The sequence below is a fragment of the Burkholderia sp. Bp8963 genome, from assembly GCF_003854275.1.
GTDB lineage: Bacteria > Pseudomonadota > Gammaproteobacteria > Burkholderiales > Burkholderiaceae > Burkholderia.
Map to the genome: position 1 here is coordinate 40,132 of NZ_QTQP01000014.1, position 26,437 is coordinate 66,568.

At 65.7% G+C, this 26,437-nt stretch carries 28 protein-coding genes; 14 read left to right on the forward strand and 14 right to left on the reverse strand.

The window, feature by feature from the left end; all coding sequences use genetic code 11:
• Positions 1 to 35: 35 nt before the first annotated feature.
• Positions 36 to 1,031: a polyprenyl synthetase family protein gene (locus tag DID96_RS14145; protein ID WP_185732255.1), complete on the reverse strand. Its 996-nt coding sequence runs from the start codon at positions 1,029 to 1,031 to the stop codon at positions 36 to 38.
• Here DID96_RS14145 and DID96_RS38300 point away from each other — a divergent pair.
• From DID96_RS38300 to proB, 5 genes are all read left to right on the forward strand, one after another.
• Positions 943 to 1,161 carry a hypothetical protein gene (locus DID96_RS38300; protein WP_185732260.1) on the forward strand — a complete coding sequence of 73 codons (219 nt, stop codon included), beginning with the start codon at positions 943 to 945 and terminating at the stop codon, positions 1,159 to 1,161. The two genes, DID96_RS14145 and DID96_RS38300, sit on opposite strands and share 89 nt — an antisense overlap.
• Before the next feature lie 79 nt (positions 1,162 to 1,240).
• Complete coding sequence (gene rplU, locus DID96_RS14150; RefSeq protein ID WP_124599928.1) at positions 1,241 to 1,552, forward strand: 50S ribosomal protein L21; 312 nt, start codon at positions 1,241 to 1,243, stop codon at positions 1,550 to 1,552.
• 24 nt (positions 1,553 to 1,576) lie between these two features.
• The gene (gene rpmA / locus DID96_RS14155) at positions 1,577 to 1,840 is read left to right on the forward strand and encodes a 50S ribosomal protein L27 (RefSeq protein WP_006400419.1); all 264 of its coding nucleotides are present in this window, start codon (positions 1,577 to 1,579) and stop codon (positions 1,838 to 1,840) included.
• A gap of 156 nt (positions 1,841 to 1,996) precedes the next feature.
• On the forward strand, positions 1,997 to 3,109 hold the full coding sequence (gene obgE / locus DID96_RS14160) for a GTPase ObgE (RefSeq protein WP_124599929.1): 1,113 nt from the start codon (positions 1,997 to 1,999) through the stop codon (positions 3,107 to 3,109).
• 91 nt (positions 3,110 to 3,200) lie between these two features.
• The gene (proB, locus tag DID96_RS14165) at positions 3,201 to 4,319 is read left to right on the forward strand and encodes a glutamate 5-kinase (RefSeq protein WP_124599930.1); all 1,119 of its coding nucleotides are present in this window, start codon (positions 3,201 to 3,203) and stop codon (positions 4,317 to 4,319) included.
• A 97-nt stretch (positions 4,320 to 4,416) separates the two neighbouring features.
• On the opposite strand, the gene DID96_RS14170 is transcribed toward proB, so the two are convergent.
• Together DID96_RS14170 and DID96_RS14175 are read right to left on the reverse strand one after the other, a co-directional pair.
• Positions 4,417 to 4,974, reverse strand: a complete 558-nt coding sequence (locus DID96_RS14170) for a CNP1-like family protein (RefSeq protein WP_124599931.1) — start codon at positions 4,972 to 4,974, stop codon at positions 4,417 to 4,419.
• Positions 4,975 to 5,037: 63 nt separating this feature from the next.
• Complete coding sequence (locus tag DID96_RS14175) at positions 5,038 to 5,685, reverse strand: RNA pyrophosphohydrolase (protein ID WP_124599932.1); 648 nt, start codon at positions 5,683 to 5,685, stop codon at positions 5,038 to 5,040.
• 215 nt (positions 5,686 to 5,900) lie between these two features.
• Here DID96_RS14175 and DID96_RS14180 point away from each other — a divergent pair, with 215 nt between their 5' ends.
• Both DID96_RS14180 and DID96_RS14185 read left to right on the forward strand, forming a co-directional pair.
• Positions 5,901 to 7,637 (forward strand): proline--tRNA ligase, encoded by a 1,737-nt coding sequence (locus DID96_RS14180; protein WP_124599933.1) that lies wholly within the window; start codon positions 5,901 to 5,903, stop codon positions 7,635 to 7,637.
• 21 nt (positions 7,638 to 7,658) lie between these two features.
• The gene (locus DID96_RS14185) at positions 7,659 to 8,261 is read left to right on the forward strand and encodes a MarC family protein (RefSeq protein WP_124599934.1); all 603 of its coding nucleotides are present in this window, start codon (positions 7,659 to 7,661) and stop codon (positions 8,259 to 8,261) included.
• Positions 8,262 to 8,338: 77 nt separating this feature from the next.
• Here the strand turns inward: DID96_RS14185 and DID96_RS14190 are convergent, their stop codons facing one another.
• Positions 8,339 to 8,890 (reverse strand): hypoxanthine-guanine phosphoribosyltransferase, encoded by a 552-nt coding sequence (locus tag DID96_RS14190; protein WP_010091269.1) that lies wholly within the window; start codon positions 8,888 to 8,890, stop codon positions 8,339 to 8,341.
• Positions 8,891 to 8,984: 94 nt separating this feature from the next.
• Positions 8,985 to 10,352, reverse strand: a complete 1,368-nt coding sequence (gene ffh, locus DID96_RS14195; RefSeq protein ID WP_076475313.1) for a signal recognition particle protein — start codon at positions 10,350 to 10,352, stop codon at positions 8,985 to 8,987.
• Positions 10,353 to 10,440: 88 nt separating this feature from the next.
• Here ffh and DID96_RS14200 point away from each other — a divergent pair, with 88 nt between their 5' ends.
• The 7 genes from DID96_RS14200 (at position 10,441) to DID96_RS14240 (ending at position 18,431) form a co-directional block, all read left to right on the forward strand.
• Positions 10,441 to 11,337: an inner membrane protein YpjD gene (locus DID96_RS14200; RefSeq protein ID WP_124599935.1), complete on the forward strand. Its 897-nt coding sequence runs from the start codon at positions 10,441 to 10,443 to the stop codon at positions 11,335 to 11,337.
• Between the two features lie 14 nt (positions 11,338 to 11,351).
• A complete protein-coding gene (locus DID96_RS14205) occupies positions 11,352 to 11,639 on the forward strand; it encodes a PP0621 family protein (protein ID WP_124599936.1) in 288 nt (95 codons plus the stop codon).
• Positions 11,636 to 12,247, forward strand: coding sequence for a 1,6-anhydro-N-acetylmuramyl-L-alanine amidase AmpD (ampD, locus tag DID96_RS14210; RefSeq protein WP_124599937.1), 612 nt, complete (start codon positions 11,636 to 11,638; stop codon positions 12,245 to 12,247). Before DID96_RS14205 ends, ampD begins: the two co-directional genes overlap by 4 nt.
• 454 nt (positions 12,248 to 12,701) lie before the next feature.
• Positions 12,702 to 15,680 (forward strand): ribonucleoside-diphosphate reductase subunit alpha, encoded by a 2,979-nt coding sequence (locus tag DID96_RS14220; RefSeq protein ID WP_124599939.1) that lies wholly within the window; start codon positions 12,702 to 12,704, stop codon positions 15,678 to 15,680.
• Positions 15,681 to 16,065: 385 nt separating this feature from the next.
• Complete coding sequence (locus DID96_RS14230) at positions 16,066 to 17,277, forward strand: ribonucleotide-diphosphate reductase subunit beta (protein ID WP_124599940.1); 1,212 nt, start codon at positions 16,066 to 16,068, stop codon at positions 17,275 to 17,277.
• 85 nt (positions 17,278 to 17,362) lie between these two features.
• On the forward strand, positions 17,363 to 17,689 hold the full coding sequence (locus DID96_RS14235; protein ID WP_124599941.1) for a hypothetical protein: 327 nt from the start codon (positions 17,363 to 17,365) through the stop codon (positions 17,687 to 17,689).
• A 28-nt stretch (positions 17,690 to 17,717) separates the two neighbouring features.
• The gene (locus DID96_RS14240) at positions 17,718 to 18,431 is read left to right on the forward strand and encodes a histone H1-like DNA-binding protein (protein ID WP_124599942.1); all 714 of its coding nucleotides are present in this window, start codon (positions 17,718 to 17,720) and stop codon (positions 18,429 to 18,431) included.
• Positions 18,432 to 18,645: 214 nt separating this feature from the next.
• Here DID96_RS14240 and DID96_RS14245 read toward each other — a convergent pair whose 3' ends face one another.
• The 9 genes from DID96_RS14245 to DID96_RS14285 all read right to left on the reverse strand — a co-directional run bounded on the left by DID96_RS14245 (position 18,646) and on the right by DID96_RS14285 (position 26,432).
• Positions 18,646 to 19,119, reverse strand: coding sequence for a glycine zipper 2TM domain-containing protein (locus DID96_RS14245; RefSeq protein WP_124599943.1), 474 nt, complete (start codon positions 19,117 to 19,119; stop codon positions 18,646 to 18,648).
• 19 nt (positions 19,120 to 19,138) lie between these two features.
• Entirely contained in the window at positions 19,139 to 20,077 is a 939-nt protein-coding gene (locus DID96_RS14250; RefSeq protein WP_124599944.1) for a carbohydrate kinase family protein, read from the reverse strand.
• Positions 20,078 to 20,164: 87 nt separating this feature from the next.
• Positions 20,165 to 20,668, reverse strand: a complete 504-nt coding sequence (tpx, locus tag DID96_RS14255; protein ID WP_124599945.1) for a thiol peroxidase — start codon at positions 20,666 to 20,668, stop codon at positions 20,165 to 20,167.
• Between the two features lie 73 nt (positions 20,669 to 20,741).
• Positions 20,742 to 22,280: a DUF3426 domain-containing protein gene (locus tag DID96_RS14260; protein WP_124599946.1), complete on the reverse strand. Its 1,539-nt coding sequence runs from the start codon at positions 22,278 to 22,280 to the stop codon at positions 20,742 to 20,744.
• Positions 22,281 to 22,327: 47 nt separating this feature from the next.
• A complete protein-coding gene (gene prmA / locus DID96_RS14265; RefSeq protein WP_124599947.1) occupies positions 22,328 to 23,230 on the reverse strand; it encodes a 50S ribosomal protein L11 methyltransferase in 903 nt (300 codons plus the stop codon).
• A 3-nt stretch (positions 23,231 to 23,233) separates the two neighbouring features.
• Positions 23,234 to 24,601 (reverse strand): acetyl-CoA carboxylase biotin carboxylase subunit, encoded by a 1,368-nt coding sequence (accC, locus tag DID96_RS14270; RefSeq protein WP_124599948.1) that lies wholly within the window; start codon positions 24,599 to 24,601, stop codon positions 23,234 to 23,236.
• Between the two features lie 85 nt (positions 24,602 to 24,686).
• Complete coding sequence (gene accB / locus DID96_RS14275) at positions 24,687 to 25,160, reverse strand: acetyl-CoA carboxylase biotin carboxyl carrier protein (protein ID WP_124599949.1); 474 nt, start codon at positions 25,158 to 25,160, stop codon at positions 24,687 to 24,689.
• A 66-nt stretch (positions 25,161 to 25,226) separates the two neighbouring features.
• Positions 25,227 to 25,679 (reverse strand): type II 3-dehydroquinate dehydratase, encoded by a 453-nt coding sequence (aroQ, locus tag DID96_RS14280; protein WP_124599950.1) that lies wholly within the window; start codon positions 25,677 to 25,679, stop codon positions 25,227 to 25,229.
• Between the two features lie 195 nt (positions 25,680 to 25,874).
• A complete protein-coding gene (locus DID96_RS14285) occupies positions 25,875 to 26,432 on the reverse strand; it encodes a TlpA disulfide reductase family protein (RefSeq protein ID WP_124599951.1) in 558 nt (185 codons plus the stop codon).
• Positions 26,433 to 26,437 lie beyond the last annotated feature (5 nt).

Genomic DNA, 26,437 nt, shown 5'->3' on the forward strand with positions numbered 1-26,437 from the left:
GCGAGGGCAGGCGGCTCGCGCCCGCCTGCGTGCGTTTACGATTGTCGCGACGTCGAATACGAGCACAGCTCGAGCAGGCTTTCCTTGAAGATGGAATCCGGGAACGCGGCGATCGCCGCGGCCGCGGCCTGTGCTTCCTGCCGCGCACATTCGAGCGTGTGGTCGAGCGCGCCGGAGCGCGTGATCGCGTCGAAAATCGTATCGAAGCGGTCGGTGCCGCCTTGCTCGATCGCCTCGCGCGCCAGCGTCGCCTGTTCGGGCGTGCCGCGCTCGATCAGGTAGATGAGCGGCAGCGTCGGCTTGCCTTCACGCAGGTCGTCGCCGGCGTTCTTGCCCATCGCCTCGGCGGTGCCGGTGTAGTCGAGCCAGTCGTCCATGATCTGGAACGCGGTGCCGATACGGCGCCCGTACTCGGCGGCGGCGGCCTCGGTCGGCGCGTCGGCGCCCGCGAGCACGGCGCCGAGGCGGGCCGACGCCTCGAACAGCTTGGCCGTCTTGTAGCGGATCACCTGCATGTAGCGGGCCTCGTCGACGTCCGCGTCATGCATGTTGAGGAGCTGCAGCACCTCGCCTTCGGAAATGATCGTCGTCGCTTCCGACAGAATCTCCATCACGCGCATCTTGCCGACGCCGACCATCATCTCGAACGAGCGGGAATAGAGGTAGTCGCCTACCAGCACGCTCGCAGCGTTGCCGAACAGCGCGTTGGCCGTCTGGCGGCCGCGCCGCAGCTCGGATTCGTCGACGACGTCGTCATGCAGCAGTGTGGCCGTGTGAATGAACTCGACGACGGCGGCCAGCACGTGCCGCTGGTGCGACGTCTCGCCGAGCGCGCCCGCGACGAGCAGCAGCAACGCCGGACGCAGCCGCTTGCCGCCCGCGCCGATGATGTACTCGGCGATCTGGTTGATCAGCAGCACGTCGGACGCGAGACTTTGCCGGATGACGCGGTTCACCTGCTCCATATCGCTGGCGATCGGGGCGAGCAGTTGGGCGGCGCTGAGGGAAGGGGTGGCGGTGGACGACGACATGATCATGGAATTGGGTGATGCCGCGGATTATAAGTCGAATCCGCCAGATGCCGGGCTGTCGCGCGCGCCGCGGGCGCGATTTTGGCCGTCCGGCCGAGACCTCGATGCGGCAATCGTCGATCGGCTTTGACAGTGCTGCTAACTCTATGTATAATCACGCCTTTTCCGCGCGTGGTGTGCGGAAAAATGGATCCAGAGTGAGGTTCTCAATGTACGCGGTCGTAAAAACCGGCGGCAAGCAGTATAAGGTTGCCGTTGGCGAAAAACTGAAAGTAGAACAGATACCGGCTGACATTGACGCAGAAATCACGCTCGACCAGGTTCTCGCAGTGGGCGAAGGCGAATCGATTAAGTTCGGTACGCCGCTGGTCAGTGGGGCTTCCGTCAAGGCCACCGTTGTGTCGCACGGTCGTCATGCCAAGGTCACCATCTTCAAGATGCGTCGCCGGAAGCACTACCAAAAGCACGGCGGCCACCGCCAGAACTACACTGAGCTGCGCATCGACGCGATCAACGCGTAAGCGCCTCGGTAAAGGAGCAATCAGATGGCACACAAAAAGGCAGGCGGCTCTTCCCGGAACGGCCGCGACTCCGAGTCGAAACGTCTCGGCGTGAAGGTGTACGGCGGCCAGGCGATCAACGCAGGCGGCATCATCGTGCGTCAGCGCGGCACCCGCATGCACGCTGGCGAGAACGTCGGCATGGGCAAGGATCACACCCTGTTCGCGCTGGTCGACGGCCACGTGAAGTTCGCGACGAAGGGCGCGGACAAGAAGCATACGGTCATCGTCGTCCCGGCGGCTGCCTAAGTTCAGGCACCCACGGGCTTCGTAGCCGAAAGGCCCCGCAGTTGTCGCGGGGCCTTTTTTTATTTTGTCGCCGCGCGGGCGAAACTGGCCGGACGGCCGATTGTTCAAGCGCGGTGGCGCGCGGCACAATAGCGGAAATACTGGGCGGAGTAACGAATGAAGTTCATTGACGAAGCACGAATCGAAGTCATCGCCGGAGATGGAGGCGATGGCAGCGCGTCGATGCGCCGCGAGAAATTCGTTCCGTTCGGCGGGCCGGACGGCGGCGACGGCGGGCGGGGCGGCAGCGTGTACGCGGTCGCCGACCGCAACATCAATACGCTGATCGACTACCGTTACGCGAAGAAACACCTGGCGCGCAACGGCGAGAACGGCCGCGGCTCGGACTGCTACGGCAAGGGCGGCGACGACATCACGTTGCGCATGCCGGTCGGCACGATCATCAACGACATGGATACGGGCGAGCTGATCGCCGACCTGACCGAGCACGACCAGAAGGTGATGCTCGCGCAAGGCGGCGCGGGCGGCCTCGGCAACCTGCATTTCAAGTCGAGCACGAACCGCGCGCCACGCCAGAAGACCGACGGCAAGCCGGGCGAGCGGCGGATGCTGCGGCTCGAGCTGAAGGTGCTCGCCGACGTCGGCCTGCTCGGCATGCCGAACGCGGGCAAGTCGACGTTCATTTCGTCGGTGTCGAACGCGAAGCCGAAGATTGCCGATTACCCGTTCACGACGCTGGCCCCGAATCTCGGCGTCGTGCGGGTCGGGCCGAGCAAGAGCTTCGTGATCGCCGACATTCCCGGGCTGATCGAGGGCGCGGCCGAAGGCGCGGGCCTCGGGCATCAGTTCCTGCGCCACCTGCAGCGCACGGGGGTGTTGCTGCATCTGGTCGACCTTGCACCGTTCGACGAAAACGTCGATCCGGTCGCAGAGGCGACGGCGATCGTCGGCGAGCTGCGCAAGTACGACGAGGCGCTCTACGAGAAGCCGCGCTGGCTCGTGCTCAACAAGCTCGACATGGTGCCGGAGGACGAGCGCGAGGCGCGCGTCGCGGATTTCCTCGAGCGCTTCGGCTGGGACGGCCCGGTGTTCGAGATCTCGGCGCTGACCGGCCAGGGCTGCGAGGCACTGTGCTACGCGATCTACGACTACCTCTCCGAGCATTCGGACGCGCATCGCGCGGCCGAGGCGGAAGACCACGCAGCGGACGTGCGCTTCCGCGACACGCCTTCGCTTGGCGGGCAGACGGCATCTGACGCCGACGCCTGAGCGGCAGGCACGCGCCGGGCGCGAGCCGCCCGGTGCCGGAATTCAATCGCGCCCGGCCGGGCCAGGCATCACATACAGGAGGCAGCGCACGATGCGTTCGATCATCGCGGATTCGAAGCGATTGGTGGTGAAGGTGGGATCCAGCCTCGTGACCAACGATGGCAAGGGGCTCGATCATGCCGCAATTGGTCGCTGGGCCGCCCAGATCGCCGTGCTGCGCGGCCAGGGCAAGGAAGTCGTGCTCGTCAGCTCGGGCGCGATCGCGGAAGGCATGCAGCGGCTCGGCTGGAGCAAGCGTCCGCGCGAGATCGACGAGCTGCAGGCCGCGGCCGCGGTCGGCCAGATGGGCCTCGCGCAGGTCTATGAAAGCCGCTTCTCCGAGCATGGCATCCGCACCGCGCAGATCCTGCTCACGCACGCCGACCTCGCGGACCGCGAACGCTACCTGAACGCACGCTCGACGCTGCTCACGCTGCTGCGGCTCGGCGTCGTGCCGATCATCAACGAGAACGACACGGTCGTTACCGACGAAATCAAGTTCGGCGACAACGACACGCTCGGCGCGCTCGTCGCGAACCTGATCGAAGGCGATGCGCTGATCATCCTCACCGACCAGTCGGGCCTGTTCACCGCCGATCCGCGCAAGGATCCGTCCGCGACGCTCGTCGCGGAAGCGAACGCGGGTGCGCCCGAGCTCGAGGCGATGGCGGGCGGCGCGGGGTCGAGCCTCGGCCGCGGCGGCATGCTGACGAAGATTCTCGCGGCCAAGCGTGCGGCCCACAGCGGCGCGAACACCGTGATCGCGAGCGGGCGCGAGCCGGACGTGCTCGCGCGCCTCGCGGCGGGCGAGTCGATCGGCACGCAGCTGATCGCGCGTACGGCCCGGATGGCGGCGCGCAAGCAGTGGATGGCCGATCACCTGCAGGTGCGAGGGCATGTCGTGATCGACGCCGGTGCGGTCGAGAAGCTGACGGCGGGCGGCAAGAGCCTGCTGCCGATCGGTGTCGTCGGCGTGCAGGGCGCGTTCGCGCGCGGCGAGGTGATCGCATGCGTCGGCCCCGACGGACGCGAGGTGGCGCGCGGGCTGACCAACTACAGCAGCGCGGAGACGAAGCTGATCCAGCGCAAGCCCAGCGGCGAGATCGAAACGGTGCTCGGCTACATGTTGGAGCCCGAACTGATTCACCGCGACAACCTGGTGCTGGTGTGAACCGGGCGCCCCGATGACGGCCGGCACGAACAAAAGCCCGCGGCGACGCGGGCTTTTTGCTTGATGCGGCAGGGTGGCGGCCGGGTGCCGCGCGCGATCAGCGCAACTGGTTCAGCGCGGTGCGGTGATACTTGATGTTCTCGAGAATCGACTGCGTCGTGCCCAACGGCATCTTGTTTGCGCAGAAGTAGTCCTGGTAGAGCGCCGCGTGATACGCGTTCAGCTCGCCGTTCTCGATGCGGCGCCAGTCGTTCTCGACCGTGCGGTCCCAGCCGTCGTGATCCGAATTGAGGCCCGCATACTGGCGCCATTCATACGTGTCGCAGCGGATGCCCTCGTAAATGACGTTGCGCGCGCCGGCCGGGCTCGTGACGACCACCGTATACCGCACGATGCCGTCGGTGCCGACCGCCAGCGATTTCGCGTCGACGAAGAACTTGAGCGGTGTGTTCTGCGACACGTTGAAGGGCAGCAGGTCGCCGGCCTGCGGCAGCGGCGGCAGCGTGTCGACGGTGTTTTCCTTCCACGTCGGCTGACGGTCCAGCAGGTACACGAACGCGCTGTCATCCTTGTTGGACGGTGTGTTCGAGTGTGCGCAACCGGCCAGCACAGCCGCGGCGGCGATCGATGTGAGCGCGAGAGCAATCGCTTTCAATATGCATTCCTCGTAAAAAAAGGGCGCGACACAAGGTCGCGCCCGGTCATGCAGTCCGACTTGTCATTCGCCGAGGATCAGGCGAGGCTGCGAGGCCTCGTCCAGCGTGCTCGCTTCCACTTCGACCTCGGAACACACCACCGATGTGTCGACAACCGTTGCCGTCGGACGGGACTGCGAATCCACGACGCGCGGATAGCGCAAACGTAGACTCCGCGGCTTGTCGGCCCGCTGCGCCGGGCGGCGCAGGAAGCGCGACAGTTCCGTCAGCGCCAACTGATAGACATCCCGCTTGAACTCGATCACCGCGTCGAGCGGCACCCAGTACTCGTTCCAGCGCCACGCATCGAACTCCGGGTGGTCGGTTGCGCGCAAGCAAATATCGCAATCGCGTCCAACCATCCGCAGCAGGAACCAGATCTGTTTCTGGCCGCGGTAATGACCGCGTACCTCACGCTTGATGAACTTGTCAGGCACCTCATAACGCAACCAGTCGCGCGTGCGGCCGATTATCTTGACGTGTTCCGGGTGCAGGCCGGTTTCCTCGTGCAGTTCCCGGTACATCGCCTGCATGGGGGTCTCGCCATACTTGATCCCACCTTGAGGAAACTGCCAGGAATGCTCGCGGAGCCGCTTGCCCCAAAACACCTCGTTGTGCGCGTTCAAGAGGATGATGCCGACGTTCGGGCGAAAGCCTTCACGATCCAGCATACAACCACCTTCGAATCCTTTAAAATTGCTTTGATTATAAACAGATAACGGGCGCCGCGCACCGTAACGGAGCGAAACCGCACTGCGCGCGGCGGCTGAATCGTCCCTGATTTGTCTGCCAAGTCATCTGCGCGATCCGTTCGCCGCGCGCAGCTTTTTCTCCTTGAATCTTTTTCGGGCGCCCCGCCTGGGGCGCCGTTTTTGGAACCGTCCGCATGAAAGCTTCCCGTTTCTTTATCGGCACCCTGAAAGAGGCACCCGCCGACGCAGAGATCGTCAGCCACAAGCTGATGGTGCGCGCCGGCATGATCCGTCGCGTCGCCGGCGGCATCTATAACTACCTGCCGATCGGCCTGCGTTCGATTCGCAAGGTCGAGGCGATCGTGCGCGAGGAAATGAACCGGGCCGGCGCGATCGAGCTGCTGATGCCGGCCGTGCAGCCGGCCGAGCTGTGGCAGGAGTCGGGCCGCTGGGAGCAGTACGGCCCCGAGCTGCTGCGCTTCAAGGACCGCAAGGACAACGACTTCGTCATCGGGCCGACGCACGAGGAAGTGATCACCGACATCGCGCGCAACCAGATCAAGAGCTACCGGCAGATGCCGGTGAACTTCTACCAGATCCAGACGAAGTTCCGCGACGAGATCCGTCCGCGCTTCGGCGTGATGCGCGGCCGCGAGTTCATCATGAAGGACGCGTACTCGTTCGACAAGGATGCCGACGGCCTCGCCGAGTCGTATCGCAAGATGTACGAAGCGTACGTGCGCATCTTCACGCGCCTCGGCCTCGAGTTCCGTCCGGTCGCGGCCGACAGCGGCTCGATCGGCGGCAACTTCTCGCACGAGTTCCACGTGATCGCCGACACCGGTGAGGATGCGATCGCGTACTGTCCGACCTCCGATTTCGCGGCGAACATCGAGGCGGCCGAAGCGCTGCCGCTGACGCCCGAGCGCGCCGCGGCCGCCGAGCCGATGGCGAAGGTCGCGACGCCGGGCAAGGCGAAGTGCGAGGCTGTTGCCGAGCTGATGGGGATTCCGCTCACGCGCACGATCAAGTCGATCGTGCTCGCAACCGACAACGAAGGCGCGGAACCGACGATCTGGCTGCTGATGCTGCGCGGCGACCACGACCTGAACGAGATCAAGGCGTCGAAGCTGCCGGGCCTGAAGGATCACCGCTTCGCGACCGAACAGGAAATCGTCGAGTGGTTCGGCACGCCGCCGGGCTACCTCGGCCCGGTCGGCACGAAGAAGCCGGTGAAGGTGATCGCCGATCGCACGGTCGCGAACATGAGCGATTTCGTCGTCGGCGCGAACGAGGTCGACTATCACATCGCCGGCGTGAACTGGGGCCGCGACCTTCCGGAGCCGGAAGTCGCCGATATCCGCAACGTGCAGAAGGGCGACCCGTCGCCGGACGGCAAGGGCGTGATCGACATCTGCCGCGGCATCGAGGTCGGCCACGTGTTCCAGCTCGGCACCAAGTACTCGGAAGTGATGGGCGCGACGTTTCTCGACGAGTCGGGCAAGCCGCAGCCGATGCTGATGGGCTGCTACGGCGTCGGCGTCACGCGCATTCTCGGCGCGGCGATCGAACAGAACTTCGACGACAAGGGCATCATCTGGCCGGAGTCGATCGCGCCGTTCGAGGTCGTGCTGTGCCCGATGGGCTATGACCGCAGCGACGCGGTGCGCGAAACGGCCGACAAGCTGTACGCGGAGCTGGTCGCGGCCGGCATCGACGTGATCCTCGACGATCGCGGCGAGCGCCCGGGCGTGATGTTCGCCGACTGGGAACTGATCGGCGTGCCGCATCGCCTCGTGATCGGCGAGCGCGGCCTGAAGGAAGGCAAGCTCGAGTACCAGGGCCGCCGCGACACCGAAGCGACGCTGCTGCCGGCCGACACGGCCGCGGCGACGGTCGTGGAGAAGGTCCGCGCCGCGCTCGCGCGCTAAGCCGGCCGATCGGGGGATACGGTGGAATACACCTTCCTGTCGGCCACCGTGCTCCTCGTGCTGATCACCGATCCGCTCGGCAACATCCCGCTCTTCATTTCGGCGATGCGGGAGGTGCCGCGCGAGCGGCGCGTGAAGCTGATCCTGCGCGAAGTGGGGATCGCGTTCGTGATCCTGTTGTTCTTCATGATCGTGGGCGACCGCTTCCTGCGGATGATGAACCTCACCGACCTGTCGCTGCGCATCGGTGGCGGCATCGTGCTGTTCCTGATCGCGCTGCGGATGATCTTTCCGCATCCGGACGGCGCGCTCGGCAACGACCCGCGCGCGGGTGGCGAGCCGTTCATCGTGCCGCTTGCGATTCCGGCGCTCGCCGGCCCGTCGGCGCTCGCGACGGTGATGCTGCTGACGTCGCAGGCGCCCGGCAAGATGCTCGAATGGGCGGGCGCGCTGACGGTCACGATGATCGTCTGCGCGGTCACGCTCGTGCTGGCCGAGCGAATCCAGCAATGGCTCGGCGAGCGGACGGTCGCGGCGTTCGAGCGGCTGATGGGCCTCGTGCTCGTTGCGATCTCGGTCGAGATGATGCTGGGCGGGATCCGCGCGTTCGTGCACCAGCTGTAGCGCGGCTGAGTCTCAAAGATAAAATCGGCGCTCCGGGAAATCGGAGCGCCGATTTTATTTGGCGGGCTGCGCGGGCGTCAGGCGTTCGCAGTCAGCGCGCGGATCGTCGGCAGGTTGCGCCAATAGCCCTTCGCGTCCATCCCGCAGCCGAACACGTAGCGGTCCGGCACCGCAAAGCCGCAGAAGTCCGGATGCAGCGGCTTCGCCTTCGTGAGCGTCTTCTCGCACAGCACGGCGGACATGAAGCGCGTCGCGCCCATGTCGAGGATGCGGTCGCGGATCGCGGCCATCGTCTCGCCTTCGTCGAGGATGTCGTCGAGCACGAGCACGATGCGGTCCTTCACCGATTCGCGCGGCGCGACGCGCCAGTGCATCTCCGGGCTGCCCTGCGTCGTGTTGCGGTAGCGGGTCAGGTGGATGTAGTCGAATTCGAGCGGGAAATCGAGATGCGGCAGCAGCATCCCGGTAAACACCGCGGCGCCGCCCATCACCGAGAGGACGAGCGGGAACGCGTCGCCGATCTCGGCGCGGATCGCGTCGGCCATCCGGGCGATCGACGCGTTGACGGCGTCGGCCGAGACGATCTCTTCGGAGTGTTCGAAAATGTGGAGGGCTTCTTCGCGGTTCATGAGTTCTGGCGAGCGGTCGGTATACAAACAAGAATGAAGCAGAACGGGCGGCGCGCGCTACGGCAAAAACCCGCGCGCCGGCCGATGGGCGGAATCAGCGCAGGCCGGGCATCATGCCCTTCAGGCCGCGCATCATCTTCTGCATGTTGCCGCCCTTCAGCTTCTTCATCATCGTACGCATCTGGTCGTACTGGTTCAGCATCCGGTTGACTTCCTGCACCGGCACGCCCGCGCCGGCTGCAATGCGGCGCTTGCGCGTCGCCTTGATGATCTCGGGTTTCGCGCGTTCGGCGGGCGTCATCGAGCTGATGATCCCTTCCATCCGGCGGATCTGCTTTTCGGCCTGACCCATGTCGGCGCCGGCGGCCGCCTGCTGGAACTGCGCGGGCAGCTTGTCCATCAGCGACGACAGGCCGCCCATGTTCTTCATCTGCGAGATCTGCGCGCGGAAATCGTTCAGGTCGAAATCGCCGCCTTTCTTGACCTTGTCGGCGAGCTTCTGCGCGGCCTGCACGTCGACGCCGCGCTGCGCCTCCTCGACGAGCGCGAGGATGTCGCCCATGCCGAGGATCCGGTTCGCCATCCGGTCCGGGTGGAAGATCTCGAGGCCGTCGAGTTTCTCGGCGACGCCGACGAACTTGATCGGCTTGCCGGTGATGTGGCGCACCGACAGCGCGGCGCCGCCGCGCGAGTCGCCGTCGAGCTTGGTCAGCACGACGCCGGTGAGCGGCAGCGCGTCGTTGAACGCCTTCGCGGTGTTGACGGCGTCCTGGCCGAGCATCGCGTCGACGACGAACAGCGTTTCCGCGGGCTTCAGCGTGCCGTGCAGCGCGGCGATCTCCTGCATCATCGCCTCGTCGATGCCGAGACGGCCGGCCGTGTCGACGATCAGCACGTCATGGTAGTGGCGCTTCGCCCAGTCGACCGCGGCGAGCGCGATGTCGACCGGCTTCTGGTCCGGCGTCGACGGGAAGAAATCGGCACCGACCTGTTCGCTCACCGTTTTCAGCTGCATGATCGCGGCGGGGCGATACACGTCGCACGACACGGTCAGCACTTTCTTCTTGTACTTCTCGCGCAGCAGCTTCGCGAGCTTGCCGGCGGTCGTGGTCTTGCCCGCGCCCTGCAGGCCGGCCATCAGGATCACGGCAGGCGGCGTGACCGCGAGGTTCAGCTCGGCGGCCTTGCCTTCGTAGTCGCCGCCGATCACGGCGGTCAGCTCCTTCTGGACCACGCCGACGAGCGCCTGGCCCGGCGACAGGCTGCTGATCACCTCCTCGCCGAGCGCCTTTTCCTTGACCTTCGCGATGAATTCGCGGACGACGGGCAGCGCGACGTCGGCCTCGAGCAGCGCGAGACGCACCTCGCGGAGCATCTCCTGGGTGTTCGCCTCGGTGAGCCGGGCCTCGCCGCGCAGCGTCTTGACGACGCGCGCCATCCGTTGAGTGAGATTGTCGAGCATGGGGAGCGATGGACAGTGGGGCCCGAAGGCGCGGCGGGACTCAACAACGGAGCCGTCGCGGGAAGGGGGCCTAGTGTAAACTTCGAACATGGATATTGTACTGTATGCCCTCACCGCATTCCTGTATGGCGGCCTCGCCGTCGCCGGCTGGCGCACGCACCGCCAGGGTGCGGCTGCGCCGCTCGTCGCGAGCGTACCGCCTGTGCCGGTCCCGGCGTCCGCCGCCTCCGGCATGAGCGGGGCCGGCCGCGCGCTGCTGTTCGCCGCGCTCGTCGCGCACGGCGTGTTGCTCCACATGACGATCTTCCCGCACGACGCGATGGTGTTCGGTTTCGCGTTCGCGCTGTCCGCGATGTTCTGGCTTGGCGCCGGCATCTACTGGATCGAGAGCTTCTTCTTCCCGCTCGACAGTCTGCGCCTGCTCGTGCTGCCGCTCGCGTGCGGCGCGTCGCTGCTGCCGCTCGTGTTCGGCGGGGTGCGCGTGCTGCCGTATGCGGCCGCGCCGCTGTTCAAGCTGCACTTCCTGATCGCGAACATCGCGTACGGCCTGTTCGCGATCGCGGCGCTGCACGCGGTGCTGATGCTGATGGTCGAGCGGCGCCTGCAATCGCTGCGAAGCGGCGGCCGCGCGGGCTCGACGGGCTGGATCGCGAGCTGGCTCGAGACGCTGCCGCCGCTCCTCACGCTCGAGAAGCTGCTGTTCCGCCTGATCGGCGCGGGGTTCGTGCTGCTGACGCTGACGCTCGCGTCGGGGATCCTGTTCAGCGAGCAGGTCGATGCGCGCGCGCTGCGGCTCGACCACAAGACCGTGTTCGCGATCCTGTCGTGGCTGATGTTCGGCGGCCTGCTGATTGCGCGCCGGACGTCGGGCTGGCGCGGTCGCGGCGCCGCACGCTGGGTGCTCGTGTCGTTTGCCGCGCTGCTGCTCGCGTATGTCGGCAGCCGGTTCGTTTTCGAGGTGCTGCTGCACCGTACCGTGGTTTGACCGGCAGAATTTCGATGCGACAGATTCTTCTCCTCATCCTCCTGTTCTTCGCGGGCTCGTGGATCGCGCGCAAGCTGCAACAGGCGCAGGCGCGCACCGGGAACGACACCGGGCCGGGCAGCCGAGGCACGACGCCTCGCGACGGCGGCGCGCAGTCGCTCCCCGAGCCGATGGTCCGCTGCGCCGAGTGCGGCGTGCATGCGCCGAAGGGCGAGGCGGTCGTTGCGGGCGGCAAATACTTCTGCAGCACCGAGCATGCGCAGCGCCACGCTGCGCGCACGCGCGACCACGACGGGCCATGAGCGGCACGCGATCTTTGTCGGGCGGCACGCGGCCCCTGTCGATCGACGCGAGCGGCTGGGTGCGCGATGCGCGCCACGCACCGTCGCCGAACTTCGAGGCGCGCCCGGCCGGCGCGGTGCCGACGCTCGTCGTCGTCCACAACATCAGCCTGCCGCCCGGCGAATTCGGCGGCGACGCGATCGAGGCGCTGTTCCTGAACCGTCTCGACTGCGACACGCACCCCTATTACCAGGCCCACCTGCGCGGCGTGCGCGTGTCCGCGCATTTCCTCGTCCGCCGCGACGGCGAACTCGTGCAGTTCGTGTCGTGCGACGAGCGGGCATGGCACGCGGGCGCGTCCGATTTCTTCGGCCGTCCCCGCTGCAACGATTTCTCGATCGGCATCGAGCTCGAAGGCTCGGACGACGTGCCGTTCGAGGCCGCGCAGTACGCGACGCTTGCCGCGCTCGCACGCGCACTTGCCGCCCGCTATCCGGTCGACGCGTTCGCCGGTCATTCCGACGTCGCACCGGGCCGCAAGACCGACCCCGGCCCGCACTTCGATTGGCAACGCTTCGCAGGCGATGCCGGCTTTTCTGCCGAATACTTTCCTTTCCGGCAGCACTGAGCGCGCGGTTATTCGCCGCACAATTTTTTTTTCTCCGACCGAGGCCTTGCCGTGTCTGCGCGTGCGCGATGTCAAGGCCTCCCGCGCAAATTATCCGGTTGGACGTCGTCCGAATGTCCACTATACTTGGTGCCAATTGAGCAGTTCTGCACTAGATATAGTGTGTGTCGCAGGGGGAACCCGAGCGGCACCGACCGGCGGCCCAGGCCACGCCGGCGTACGGAGTTCTCAGGGCGGCGCGTCGGCCGGGCGGTCAGGCGTCGCGATCAGCGCAGCGAACATCGACGGGGCGCGATACACATGACGAAGCACGATGCGGCATTGCGTGTATCGCCACGACCGAACCGACCCCGACGACGCGTCGCTCGCGTCTTACCGTTCGCGCACCGCGTTGCGCAGCGTTCGTATTAATCCGCGGTTCTCTCCGCACCATCCAACACCAGGAGCTTTGCACATGCAAACCACCGACAACGCGACGTCCCAGTACGAGAGCGCCTCGAGCCGTCCTCTCGGCGGGGCCGAACAAGGCGCGCAGGCGCTCGCGCCGCAGGCCACGTTCGCCGACTACAAGGTGATCCGCCGCAACGGCAGCGTGGTGTCGTTCGAGCCTTCGAAGATCGCGATCGCGGTGACGAAGGCTTTCCTGGCCGTCAATGGCGGACAGGGCGCGGCATCGGCGCGCGTGCGCGAACTCGTCGAGCAGCTGACGCACAACGTCGTGCGCGCGCTCGTGCGCAGCCGTCCGAACGGCGGCACGTTCCATATCGAGGACATCCAGGACCAGGTCGAACTCGCGCTGATGCGCGGCGGCGAGCACAACGTCGCGCGCGCCTACGTGCTGTATCGCGAGAAGCGCCACCTCGAGCGCCAGAGCGCGGGCGAGGAAGCGGCCGTCGCGGAAACGGGCGGCACCGGCATCAACGTGGTCGACAACGGCGTTACGCGTCCGCTCGACCTGAACGCGCTGCGCGCGCTGATCGTGTCGGCCTGCGACGGCCTTGGCACTGCGGTTAACCCCGACCCGATCGTCGCGGAGACGGTGAAGAACCTGTACGACGGCGTGCCGATGAGCCAGGTCTACGACTCGGCGATCCTGGCCGCGCGCACGATGATCGAGAAGGACCCGGCGTACAGCCAGGTCACGGCCCGCATCCTGCTGCACACGATCCGTCGCGAGATCCTCGGCGAGGAAGTGGTCCAGGCCGAGATGTCGACCCGCTACGCGGAATATTTCCCGCAGTTCCTGAAGCGCGGCGTCGACGCCGGGCTGCTCGACGACAAGCTGCTGCAGTTCGACCTGAAGCGCCTCGGCGACGCGCTCGACGCGAACCGCGACCTGCAGTTCGGCTACCTCGGCCTGCAGACGCTGTACGACCGTTACTTCCTGCACGTCGGCGGCACCCGCATCGAAATGCCGCAGGCATTCTTCATGCGCGTCGCGATGGGCCTGTCGCTGAACGAGATCGACCGCGAGACGCGCGCGATCGAGTTCTACAACGTGCTGTCGAGCTTCGACTTCATGAGCTCGACGCCGACGCTGTTCAACTCGGGCACACACCGCTCGCAGCTGTCGTCGTGCTACCTGACGACGGTCGCGGACGATCTCGACGGCATCTATGAAGCGCTGAAGGAAAACGCGCTGCTGTCGAAGTTCGCCGGTGGCCTCGGCAACGACTGGACCCGCGTGCGTGCACTCGGCTCGCATATCAAGGGCACGAACGGCAAGTCGCAAGGCGTGGTCCCGTTCCTGAAGGTCGTCAACGACACGGCGGTCGCGGTGAACCAGGGCGGCAAGCGCAAGGGCGCGGTCTGCGCGTACCTCGAATCGTGGCACCTCGACATCGAGGAATTCCTCGAGCTGCGCAAGAACACCGGTGACGACCGCCGCCGTACGCACGACATGAACACGGCGAACTGGATTCCCGACCTGTTCATGAAGCGCGTGATGGAAGGTGGCGACTGGACGCTGTTCTCGCCGTCGACCTGCCCGGACCTGCACGACAAGTTCGGTGCCGAGTTCGAGACGGCCTACACGGCTTACGAAGACAAGGTTGCCCGCGGCGAGATCAAGCTGTTCAAGAAGATCCCGGCGCAGCAGCTGTGGCGCAAGATGCTCGGCATGCTGTTCGAGACGGGCCACCCGTGGATCACGTTCAAGGATCCGTGCAACATCCGTTCGCCGCAGCAGCACGTCGGCGTCGTCCACTCGTCGAACCTCTGCACGGAAATCACGCTGAACACGAGCGACACCGAAATCGCGGTCTGCAACCTGGGCTCGGTGAACCTGCTCGCGCACCTCGTGAAGCAGGCGGACGGCAGCTACGCGCTCGACCACGACAAGCTGAAGCGCACGATCAGCGTCGCGATGCGCATGCTCGACAACGTGATCGACATCAACTATTACGCGGTGCCGAAGGCGCGTAACTCGAACCTGAAGCACCGCCCGGTCGGCATGGGCATCATGGGCTTCCAGGACTGCCTGCACCTGCTGCGCACGCCGTACGCGTCGCAAGAGGCGGTCGAGTTCGCCGACCGCTCGATGGAAGCGGTCTGCTACTACGCGTACTACGCGTCGACCGAGCTGGCCGAGGAGCGCGGCCGCTACTCGAGCTACCGCGGTTCGCTGTGGGATCGCGGCATCCTCCCGCAGGACACGCTGAAGCTGCTGACGGAAGCGCGCGGCGGCTACGTCGAGGTCGACACGTCCGAGTCGCTCGACTGGACGACGCTGCGTTCGCGGATCGCCGCGCACGGCATGCGCAACTCGAACTGCGTTGCGATCGCGCCGACGGCGACGATCTCGAACATCATCGGCGTGTCGGCGTGCATCGAGCCGACCTTCCAGAACCTGTACGTGAAGTCGAACCTGTCGGGCGAATTCACGGTGGTGAACGAGTTCCTCGTCCGCGACCTGAAGGAACGCGGCCTGTGGGACGAAGTGATGGTTGCCGACCTGAAGTACTTCGACGGCATGCTGTCGCGCATCGACCGCATCCCGGCCGACCTGCGCGCGATCTACGCGACCGCGTTCGAAGTCGATCCGACGTGGCTGGTCGAGGCGGCATCGCGCCGCCAGAAGTGGATCGACCAGGCGCAGTCGCTGAACATCTACATGGGCGGCGCATCGGGCAAGAAGCTCGACGAGGTCTACAAGCTCGCGTGGCTGCGCGGCCTGAAGACGACGTACTATCTGCGCACGATGGCGGCGACGCACGTCGAGAAGTCGACCGTCGCACACGGCGCGCTGAACGCGGTGCCGACGAGCGGCGGTGCGGGCAGCGGCGGTGCGCAGGGCGCAGCGGGCGGCTTCGGTGCGGCGGGCGGCGAAGCGTCGTCGGGCGCGGTGAACGCGGCGCCGGTCGAGGCGGAAGGTCCGGTGTGCATGATGCGTCCGGGCGACCCGGGCTTCGACGAGTGCGAAGCGTGCCAGTAACGCGGCGCGTCTGACTCGGCAAGGCTCCGGGCGGCGCGCACGGCAACCGATAAAGGTTGAAGTGCGCGCCGCTCTCTACTAAAAAAATGATAAGGAATCTGTAACGCGGCAATCGCGTTGCAGGCAGTGACAAGCGATCGAAGTTGCCCCGACGGCATCATGTTTCGATCGGCGTTCGATGCGTCGAGCGCACCTCGCGATACACGTGCGGCATACGCGCGATACACGGGCGATCCGCGTCGCGCGCTGCAGGGACGACGATGCGTTGCTCAAAGTGTTGTATCGAGGTCGCAACGCGAATCGAAAAAAGGATTTTTCGTGAGCGAGCCCTTTTATCGCTCAGGAAAAGATGGTACAAACCGTTCTAAATTGATGGTGAGAATTTATGCTCAACTGGGATGACGAGAAGACTGCCGTAACTCCCGCGAGCGGAGCGCAGCAAAACGCGATGCGCACCCCCGCAGGCACGGCTGTCGGAATGCAGGCTGCAGTGCCTGCCGCCCAACAGGTTCGTGACATTTTCGAAGGCGATCTCGCGGTGGCACCGCATGCATCGGCTGCGCCCGCCGCCAGTTCGGAAGCGCGCGTGAATGTCGCCGACAAGCGCATCATCAACGGCCAGACTGACGTCAATCAGCTGGTGCCGTTCAAGTACAAGTGGGCGTGGGAAAAGTATCTGGCCGGTTGTGCGAACCACTGGATGCCGCAGGAAATCAACATGTCCCGCGACATCGCGCTGTGGAAGGATCCGAACGGCCTGACCGAAGACGAGCGACGCATCGTCAAGCGCAACCTCGGTTTCTTCGTCACGGCCGACTCGCTGGCCGCGAACAACATCGTGCTCGGCACGTACCGCCACATCACGGCGCCCGAGTGCCGGCAGTTCCTGCTGCGCCAGGCGTTCGAAGAGGCGATCCACACGCACGCGTACCAATATATTGTCGAATCGCTCGGTCTCGACGAAGGCGAGATCTTCAACGCGTACCACGAGGTCGCGTCGATCCGCGCGAAAGACGAATTCCTGATCCCGTTCATCCACACGCTGACGGACCCGGCCTTCAAGACCGGCACGCTCGATGCGGATCAGAAGCTGCTGAAGTCGCTGATCGTGTTCGCCTGCATCATGGAAGGCCTGTTCTTCTATGTCGGGTTCACGCAGATCCTCGCGCTCGGCCGCCAGAACAAGATGACGGGTGCTGCAGAGCAATATCAGTACATCCTGCGCGACGAGTCGATGCACTGCAATTTCGGCATCGACCTGATCAACCAGATCAAGCTCGAGAACCCGCATCTGTGGACCGCCGAGTTCCGCGCGGAGATTCGCGAGCTGTTCAAGCAGGCTGTCGATCTCGAATACCGCTACGCCGAGGACACGATGCCGCGCGGCGTGCTGGGTTTGAACGCGTCGATGTTCAAGAGCTATCTGCGCTTCATCTGCAACCGCCGTTGCCAGCAGATCGGCCTCGATCCGCTGTACCCGAACGAGGAAAACCCGTTCCCGTGGATGAGCGAGATGATCGACCTGAAGAAGGAACGCAACTTCTTCGAGACGCGAGTGATCGAGTATCAGACGGGTGGCGCGCTGTCCTGGGAATAACCCCGCAGCAGCGACACACGTCACGACGATGGTGAAGCCGGCGGCCTCTCGGCCCCGGCACAAGGTTTAGGAGCAAGAACGCCTGATGCAAAGCATGCCCGGTGCCTTAACGGCCCAACGACACGACAGGCACTTTGCGAACCCTTCAGTGGGATGGGCAAACTTCCCTCCGGAAAAAGCGGACGGCCGTGTGGCCGTCGGCTTGATCAAGCGATGTGGGGTGGTGGCGCGTGGCGCGCCGGCCACCGACTTGATTTGGCGCGCGAGGCCCGATGGCCACGCGCGCCATACCGTATTCATTAGCGTAAGCGCGTGGTATCCGCGTACGCCGATGAATAGCCCGCTTCGAAGCGCACGTCCTGAACAGCGTCTGCGGGAAGCGGGTTTTGACGAAGGGTGTAGTTTGAACTGACTCTCATCTGAACCTGAAGGAGAACAACATGGCTACCGCCAAGAAGAAACCGGCTGCAAAGAAGGCAGCTGCGAAGAAGACCGTTGCGAAGAAGGCAGCTGCACCGGCGAAGAAGGCCGCTGCAGTGAAGAAGGTCGCTGCGAAGAAGGTCGCAGTGAAGAAGGTTGCTGCAAAGAAGGCAGCACCGGCGAAGAAGGCCGCAGCGAAGAAGGTTGCAGCGAAGAAGGTCGCAACGAAGAAGGTTGCTGCGAAGAAAGTCGCAGTGAAGAAGGTTGCTGCGAAGAAGGCGGCACCGGCGAAGAAGGCTGCAGCGAAGAAAGTCGCAGCTAAGAAGGTTGCAGTGAAGAAGGTTGCAGTGAAGAAGGTTGCTGCGAAGAAGGCAGCACCGGCGAAGAAGGTCGCAGCGAAGAAGGCGGCACCGGCGAAGAAGGCTGCCGCGCCTGCGAAGAAGGCAGCACCGGCGAAGAAGGCCGCGCCTGCGAAGAAGGCAGCACCGGCGAAGAAGGCCGCAGCGAAGAAGGCTGCCGCACCCGCAACGGCTGCTGCGCCCGCGACGGCTGCGGCTGCGCCTGCGAAGAAGGCCGCTGCGCCGAAGAAAGCTGCTGCGCCGAAGAAGGCAGTCGTGAAGAAGGCCGCACCGGCGACGACCGCGTCGACCGCATCGGTTGCACCGGCATCGGGCGTGAAGACGGCGCTCAACCCGGCAGCAGCATGGCCGTTCCCGACCGGCAGCCGTCCGTAATCGCGGATTGCACTGCCACCCGGACATTCACGCAGTGTCCGCGGGTTGAGTAGCGCTACTCAATCGGTCCCGCCACTTGGCTCAGGTGGCGGGATTTTTTTCGTCCATGCGCGGCGTCGCGATGCGTAATGGCGAAAAAAGGGCGAAAAAAAACGCATGCGCAACGTCGCGCATGCGTTCGACCGCGGCTTGCGCCGCGTGCTGAGGATACCGGTCAGTGCGTGACGCGCGTGACGCCGCCGCTCGACAGCAAGCGCACACGCTCACCGGCGCGGAACACCTCGCCGCTTGCCGCTTGCGTGATCGAGCGCAGATCGCCGTTGTCGAGACGCACGGTGATTTCGACACCGTTCGCCGTGCTCATGTTTTCGCCGATTGCGTTGCCCGCGACTGCGCCCGCAAGACCGCCCGCGATGGCGGTCAGGATCGAGCCCTTGCCGCCGCCGATCGCGCTGCCCGCGACCGCGCCAAGCGCGCCGCCGCCGAGCGTGCCGATCGCGCTGCCGCCGCCGTCGGACTGGATGCGTACCGCGCGGACGCTGTCGACCGTGCCCATCCGCACGGTCTGCTCGCGCTGCGCCTGGCCGACGCTATAGACGTCGGCCGACCCCGGCGGCGTGAAGCAGCCCGCCAGCGTCAGCGTGGCGGTCAGCATGGCCCCGAGGGTGAGGGTTTTCTTCGTCAACATTTGTGCTCTCCCACAATATTCATTTGAGACTGTAACCGAACGCAGCCGCGAAGCGTGCGTCGATTTCGGCGCGGGTCAGCGAGTAGGATTGCGGCCCCTGGTGGGCAATCTTGATCGAGCCCATCAGGCTGGCCAGGCGCCCCGTGGTCGCCCAGTCGAGGCCCTTTTCGATGCCGTACAGCAGACCGCCCCGGAAGGCGTCGCCACAGCCCGTCGGATCGGCGATACGCTCGGCCGGCACGACGGGGATCTGCTCCACGCCCTGCTTGTGGCGGATTGTCGCGCCATGCTCGCCGCGCGTGATGACGAGCGCGTCGACCCGGCTGGCGATTTCGTCTTCGGACCATCCCGTCTTGTCGCTCACCAGCTTGGCCTCGTAGTCGTTGACCGCAACGTAGGTCGCAAGTTCAATGCTGCGGCGCAGCGTCGCGCCGTCGAACAGCGGCAGGCCCTGGCCCGGGTCGAACACGAACGGCACGCCGGCCTTCGCGAGCTCTTCCGTATGCTGCACCATCCCGTCGAAGCCGTCGGGGCCGACGATCGCCAGCGTGATGTCCGGCGCGTCGCCCGCGTGGTTCAAGTGCGACTGCATCATCGCGCCCGGGTGAAACGCCGCGATCTGGTTGTTGTCGAGATCGGTCGTGATCATCGCGTGCGCCGTATGCATGTCGGGCAGCACGCGAACGTGGTCGCGGCGCATGCCGAGCCCGTCGAGCCGGTCGAGATACGGTTGCGCGTCGAGCGCGCCAACCGTGCCCATCATGCGTGCGTCGCCGCCGAGCAGGTGCAGCGCATAGGCGATGTTGCCCGCGCAGCCGCCGAATTCGCGACGCATCGTTGGCACCAGGAAGCTCAGGTTGATGAGGTGCACCTGGTCGGGCAGGATGTGTTCGCGGAACCGCCCTTCAAAGGTCATGATGGAGTCGTAGGCGATCGAGCCGCAAATCAGCGTAGCCAAGGTGTGCGTTCCTGTAGAAATGAGGGACCCTGCGTGACAGCGCCGCGCGAAAAGGGCGCGGCGCGACAGGGGAAAGCGGGAGAAAGCTTACTTCAGTGCAGCGAGCGCGGCGTCGTAGTTCGGCTCGTCCTTGATTTCGCCGACGAGTTGCGCGTGCAGCACCTTGTTGTCGGCGTCGAGCACGACGACTGCGCGTGCGGTCAGGCCGTTCAGTGGGCCGCTCGTCACGTCGACGCCGTACGCGTTCGCGAACGCGCGGCCGGAGCGGAACGTCGATGCGGTCACGACGTTCGCGAGGCCTTCGGTCGTGCAGAAGCGCGATGCGGCGAACGGCAGGTCGGCCGACACGACGACCACGACGGTGTTGTCGAGCGACGATGCGGCTTCGTTGAACTTGCGGGTCGACGTTGCGCAGGTCGGCGTGTCGAGGCTCGGCACGATGTTCAGCACCTTGCGCTTGCCGGCGAAGCTGGCGAGCGACAGATCGGCGAGATCCTTGCCGACCAGCGAGAAATCGGGGGCGGACGAGCCGACGGCCGGGAACGTGCCGGCGATATCGATCGGGTTGCCACCCAGCGTAACTTTGCTCATGTTCGTGCTCCGAAGTAGCGCGCCGCGTGGACGCGCGGGTTGAGACGGACGCGCGTCTGCGCGCCGCGGGGCGTCACGGATAGAAGATCTGGACGCGGAAATTCGATGCCGGGGTGCCGTTCGTCTCGATGCGAACGATCATCGTCTGCGTCGCGCCGGCCGGCAGCCCCGCTTCGATCGGCGTGCCGGGGCGGACGTAATCGCGCGGTGCGAGCACGCGGCGCACGGTGACGTGATTGGTGTCGTCGAGCAGCGTCAGCTCGAGCGACGGGTATGCGAGCGCGACGCGGTAGCGGTTGGTCAGCGGCGCCTTCAGTTCGAGCACGCGCGGACCGTCGATCTGGCGCAGGTCGGACGCGTCGAGCCGCAGACCGTCGATCGCGCGCGGCGGCGTGACCTTGCAGCCGAGCGGCGCGCACAGCTGGCGGAACCAGCCCTGCGTGACCGGCCAGTAGATCATCAGCGGCTCGCGTTGCCACCATGCGAGCTGGACCACGAGCAGCACGGCGAGCGCGGCGGCCACGAGGCCGCCCAGGAAGCCGCCGAACAGCCCGCGCCGCTGCGGCGCACGCGACTCGCGCGTGACGGCGAAAGGCGGACGATCGTCGTCGGTGGGCGCGGCCGAGAACGGCTCGCGCGATGTATCTGCAGCGAAGCGCGGCTCGCGTTCCGTGCGACTGGCTGCATGATCGTCATCGGCTGCCGCACCGGGGATCGCGGGCGGGACGTCGGCCATGAAGCGCGGCTCGTGTGTGTCGCGGGGAGTGGACATCGGCGTGCGATCGCCGGTGTCCGGGGCTTGCGGGGCGCGAGTGTCGACAGCCGGGGCTTCGGCGCTCGATGCGGGCGGCACGTCGGCGGCGAGGTACGGTTCGCGCGCGTCGTGCGTGCGGGCGAGGGCAGCGTAGGCCGAAGCCGTCGGTTCGTCGTCGCCATGCGCGGGCGAGATTGGCGGCAGCGTATCGGTGGCAGGGGTGGCGGCGGGGCCTTCGGCGGTTGCCGGGAAATCGGGGGCCGGTTGCTGCGGCGTACCGGTCAGGCGGACGACACCCGGCGCGGCGCCGGACGTCACGCCACTGTCGGGCAGTGCGACGGGTACGAGCGGTTCGGTGCTGACGCTGCGGCTGCTGTGCTGCAGCCTCGGATCGACGTTGCCGTCGAGCCATGGTGCCCACATGTCCCAGTGGTCCGGCCGGAAGTCGGCATGCGCAGCATCGACGTCGTGTGTGCTGTCGATGAAGAGCCGTGGCGCGTGCGCCGCGTGCGGACTGCCGTGTTCCGCTGCTTTGGGCGCATGCGCGCCGGCGGCAGCGGCGGGATCCGGGACGGGTGTGTCGGCAGCAGGCGCTTCGCCCGCGGATGGGTGGGCGACGGCCGCATCGGCGACAGAGCCTTCGGCAGCGCCGATACCATCGCCAGCCGCGCCCTCATTGCCTGTCTCAACGACAGGCGTCGGTTCGGGCTGCGATGTATGTTCGTCGACGAGCGAAGCGGCCGCGTCGAACACCTGCCGGCAGTGTCCGCAGCGCACGAGCCCGTTGTGCAGCGCGAGCTGTTCCTGCTGCAGGCGGAACACGGTTTCGCAATGGGGACAGCGCGTCGCAAGAAGCATGTCGAGCCGGGCGGCCTGCTGGCCAGAGTGAAGGACAGAGCGCTATTCTAATGGCTTTCCCGCCGCGTTCCGGCGAGGCATACCCAACCTTCGTGTTCGCGCCAGACCGAGATGTCGACGTATCGCGCATAGACGGCCGCGACTTCGTCCGCCTGGCGCGCAAGCACGCCCGACAGCGCAATGTGTCCGCCCGGTTTCACCTTCGATGCGAGCATCGACGCCATCAGTTTCAGCGGATTCGACAGGATGTTGGCGATGACGATGTCGAATTCGCCGTCCGGGCATGCGTCCGGCAGGCCGTAAGTGACGTCCGCGCGGTTGCGTTCGCTGTTCTGCCGCGCCGACTCGACCGCCTGCGGGTCGATGTCGATGCCATAGACGGGGTTCGCCCCGCATTTGCGCGCGAGAATCGCGAGGATCCCCGAGCCGCAGCCGTAATCGAGCACCGACTGGCCGGGCTTCACCGACTGCTCGAGCCATTCCATGCAGAGGCGCGTCGTCGGATGGCTGCCGGTGCCGAACGCGAGGCCCGGATCGAGCTCGAGCACGAGCGCGTCGGGGTCCGGTGCATCGTGCCACGACGGCACGACCCAGATCCGCTCGCCGATCGGAATCGGGTCGAATTGCGATTGCGTGAGACGCACCCAGTCCTGTTCCGCGACGTCGCGGACCACGAATGCCGGCGGTGCGTCGAGCCCGATGTCGTTCGCGGCCGCCGCGAGCAGCACGGCCGGATCGTGATCGGGCGGCAGCAGCGCGATCACGCGCGAGTGCTGCCACGCGCTGCGCTCGGGCACGAGGCCCGGTTCGCCGAAGAGCGGTTGTTCGTCAGGCGTGTCGGCATCGGCGTCCTCGACGGACACCGACAGCGCGCCCAGCTCGAGCAGTGCGTCGGACAGCGCCTCCGCGTGCTCCCGGGCCAGTTCGACGACGAGTTCGCGATAGCTCATGCGTTACGCTTCTTCCGGTGCGACCTGCTGCTTCTGCGCGAGCCGGTTTTCGAGGTAGTGGATGCTGGTGCCGCCTTCGACGAACTTCGAGTCGATCATCAGTTCGCGGTGCAGCGGGATGTTGGTCTGGATGCCTTCGACCACCATTTCCGACAGTGCGATGCGCATCCGGCTGATCGCCTGCTCGCGCGTCGCGCCGTAGGTAATCAGCTTGCCGATCATCGAATCATAGTTCGGCGGTACGAAATAGCCATTGTACGCATGCGAGTCGACGCGCACACCCGGGCCGCCCGGCGTGTGCCACGACGTGATCCGGCCCGGCGATGGCGTGAACTTGAACGGATCTTCGGCGTTGATCCGGCATTCGATCGCATGTCCGCGGAACTGGATGTCGCGCTGGCGCAGCGTGAGCTTCTCGCCGGCCGCGATGCGGATCTGTTCCTGCACGATGTCGACGCCCGTGATCAGCTCCGACACCGGGTGCTCGACCTGCACGCGCGTGTTCATCTCGATGAAGTAGAACTCGCCGTTCTCGTACAGGAATTCGAACGTGCCCGCGCCGAGGTAGCCCATCTTCTTGCACGCGTCCGCGCAGCGGTCGCCGATCCGGTCGATCAGGCGGCGCGCGATGCCGGGCGCCGGCGCTTCTTCGATCACCTTCTGGTGGCGGCGCTGCATCGAGCAGTCGCGCTCGCCGAGCCACAGCGCATTCTTGTGCGCGTCGGACAGCACCTGGATCTCGATGTGGCGCGGGTTCTCGAGGAACTTCTCCATGTAGACCTGCGGATTGCCGAACGCACGGCCGGCTTCCTCGCGGGTCATGTTCACCGCGTTGACGAGCGCCGCCTCGGTGTGCACGACGCGCATCCCGCGGCCGCCGCCGCCGCCCGCCGCCTTGATGATGACGGGGTAGCCGATCGCGCGGGCAATCTTCACGATCTCCTTCGGATCGTCGGGCAACGCGCCTTCCGAACCCGGCACGCACGGCACGCCGGTCTTGATCATGGTCTGCTTCGCGGTGACCTTGTCGCCCATCAGGCGGATCGTCTCCGGGCGCGGGCCGATGAACGTGAAGCCCGATTGCTCGACGCGTTCCGCGAAGTCGGCGTTTTCCGACAGGAACCCGTAGCCGGGGTGGATCGCCTCGGCATCGGTGACTTCCGCGGCGCTGATCAGCGCCGGCATGTTCAGGTAGCTCAGGTTCGACGGGGCCGGGCCGATACAGACTGCTTCGTCCGCGAGGCGCACGTACTTGGCTTCCTTGTCGGCTTCCGAGTAGACGACCACCGTCTTGACGCCCAGCTCGCGGCACGCGCGCTGAATGCGCAGCGCGATTTCACCGCGATTGGCAATGAGGATTTTTTCAAACATAACGATTATTCGTCTCTTCGAGGGGCGCGCGAACGGCGCCTGGAGAGCATCGGCGGCGCGCGGCGGGGAAGCCGCGCGGCGGACTTTAGCCGATCACGAAAAGCGGCTGGCCGTATTCGACGGCCTGGCCGTTCTCGGCGAGGATTTCCTTGATCACGCCGGCCTTGTCCGACTCGATCTCGTTGAGGAGCTTCATCGCTTCGATGATGCAAAGGGTCTGGCCTTCCTTGACCGTGTCGCCGACCTGGACGAACGGGTCGGCGCCCGGCGACGGGGCACGGTAGAACGTGCCGACCATCGGCGACGTCACGACGTGGCCCTGCGGTGCGGCCGCAGCAGGTGCGCCGGCCGGCGCGCCGGCGGCTGCGTTCTCGGTCGGCAGCGCCATGGCTTGCGCCGGTGCGCTGATTTGCGGGGCATACCCAGCCGTCGGCTGTACGTAGACCGGCGGCGCGTTCTTGACGATACGCACCTTGCCTTCGCCTTCCGTGACTTCCAGCTCGGAGATGCCCGACTCGGAGACGAGGTCGATCAGAGTTTTCAGCTTGCGAAGATCCATCGGGAATTCCCCTTTCAATACGTGAAAGCGCCGGTTGAGGCCGGCGCTGAATCTAGATCGTGAATATCAGCCGCGCGATGCGCCTTGCAGCTTGTCGAGCGCGTACTCGAGTGCGTACAGATAACCTTTCCAGCCGAGCCCGCAGATGACGCCCTCGGCCTGGTCGGAAAAGTAGGAGTGGTGCCTGAACGCTTCGCGGCGGTGCACGTTCGACAGGTGAACCTCGACGAACGGGATGCCGACGCCGGCGAGCGCGTCCCGGATCGCAACGCTCGTGTGCGTATACGCAGCCGGATTGATCAGGATGAAATCGGTTTGTTCATCCCGCGCGGCCTGGATGCGGTCGACGAGCGCGCCTTCATGGTTGCTCTGGAACGACGTCAGTTCGGCACCGGCTTCCTGCGCGCGCGCGGCGAGCGCCTGATCGATCTGCGCCAGCGTGACGCGCCCATACACCTCCGGTTCGCGGGTGCCGAGAAGGTTCAGGTTCGGGCCGTGCAGCACCAGCAATCGTGTCATGGTCGCTTCTATTTCTGCGGAATTGCGCGAACTTTAGCGCTATTTAGAGAAATTTGTCTAGTTTTGCCAAACGGCCGCGCGCGCGAAGCCTGTAAGAATTACCGGCTCGCGCGCAAAGTATCGGCGATTTCACGCGAAATTGCGCCGATCGCAATACAAATCGCCGGCAACGTGCAACTCGCGCGCACGTCTCGTTCAAAGCGCATCGAGCGCCTTTTTCAGTTCGGCTGGCTTGATCTGGCCTAATTTTGTCTCGCGGATTTTGCCATGTTCGTCGATCACGACGGTAAATGGCAGCGCGCCGGCCGTATTTCCGAAATTACGGGCCAGATCCGCGCCCGCATATCCGCTGACGAAAACCGGGTAGTCGACCTTCACCTTCTGCAGGAAGTTCTTCACGTTCTGTCCGGAATCGACGCCGATCCCGACGAAGCGGATGCCTTTCTGTTTGTACTCGTGCGACAGCGCGACGAGTTCCGGCATCTCCTCGACGCACGGGCCGCACCACGACGCCCAGAAGTTGACGACGATCTTCTGGCCCTTGAACGATGCCAGCGTCGCCGGCTTGCCGTCGACGTCGGTCAGCGCGGCGGCCCAGAGCTGGTCGACCGGGTTGCCGGGGGCGGGCGCCGCTTCGGCGACGGTATCGACCGGGTCGACCGGCTCGCCCCGGAGCCAGTGGCCGGCAGCGAGGCCGCCCGCGACGGCGGCCGCCGCGACGACGGCGAGCGCCAGCATGCTTTTCGTGTTCATCATTG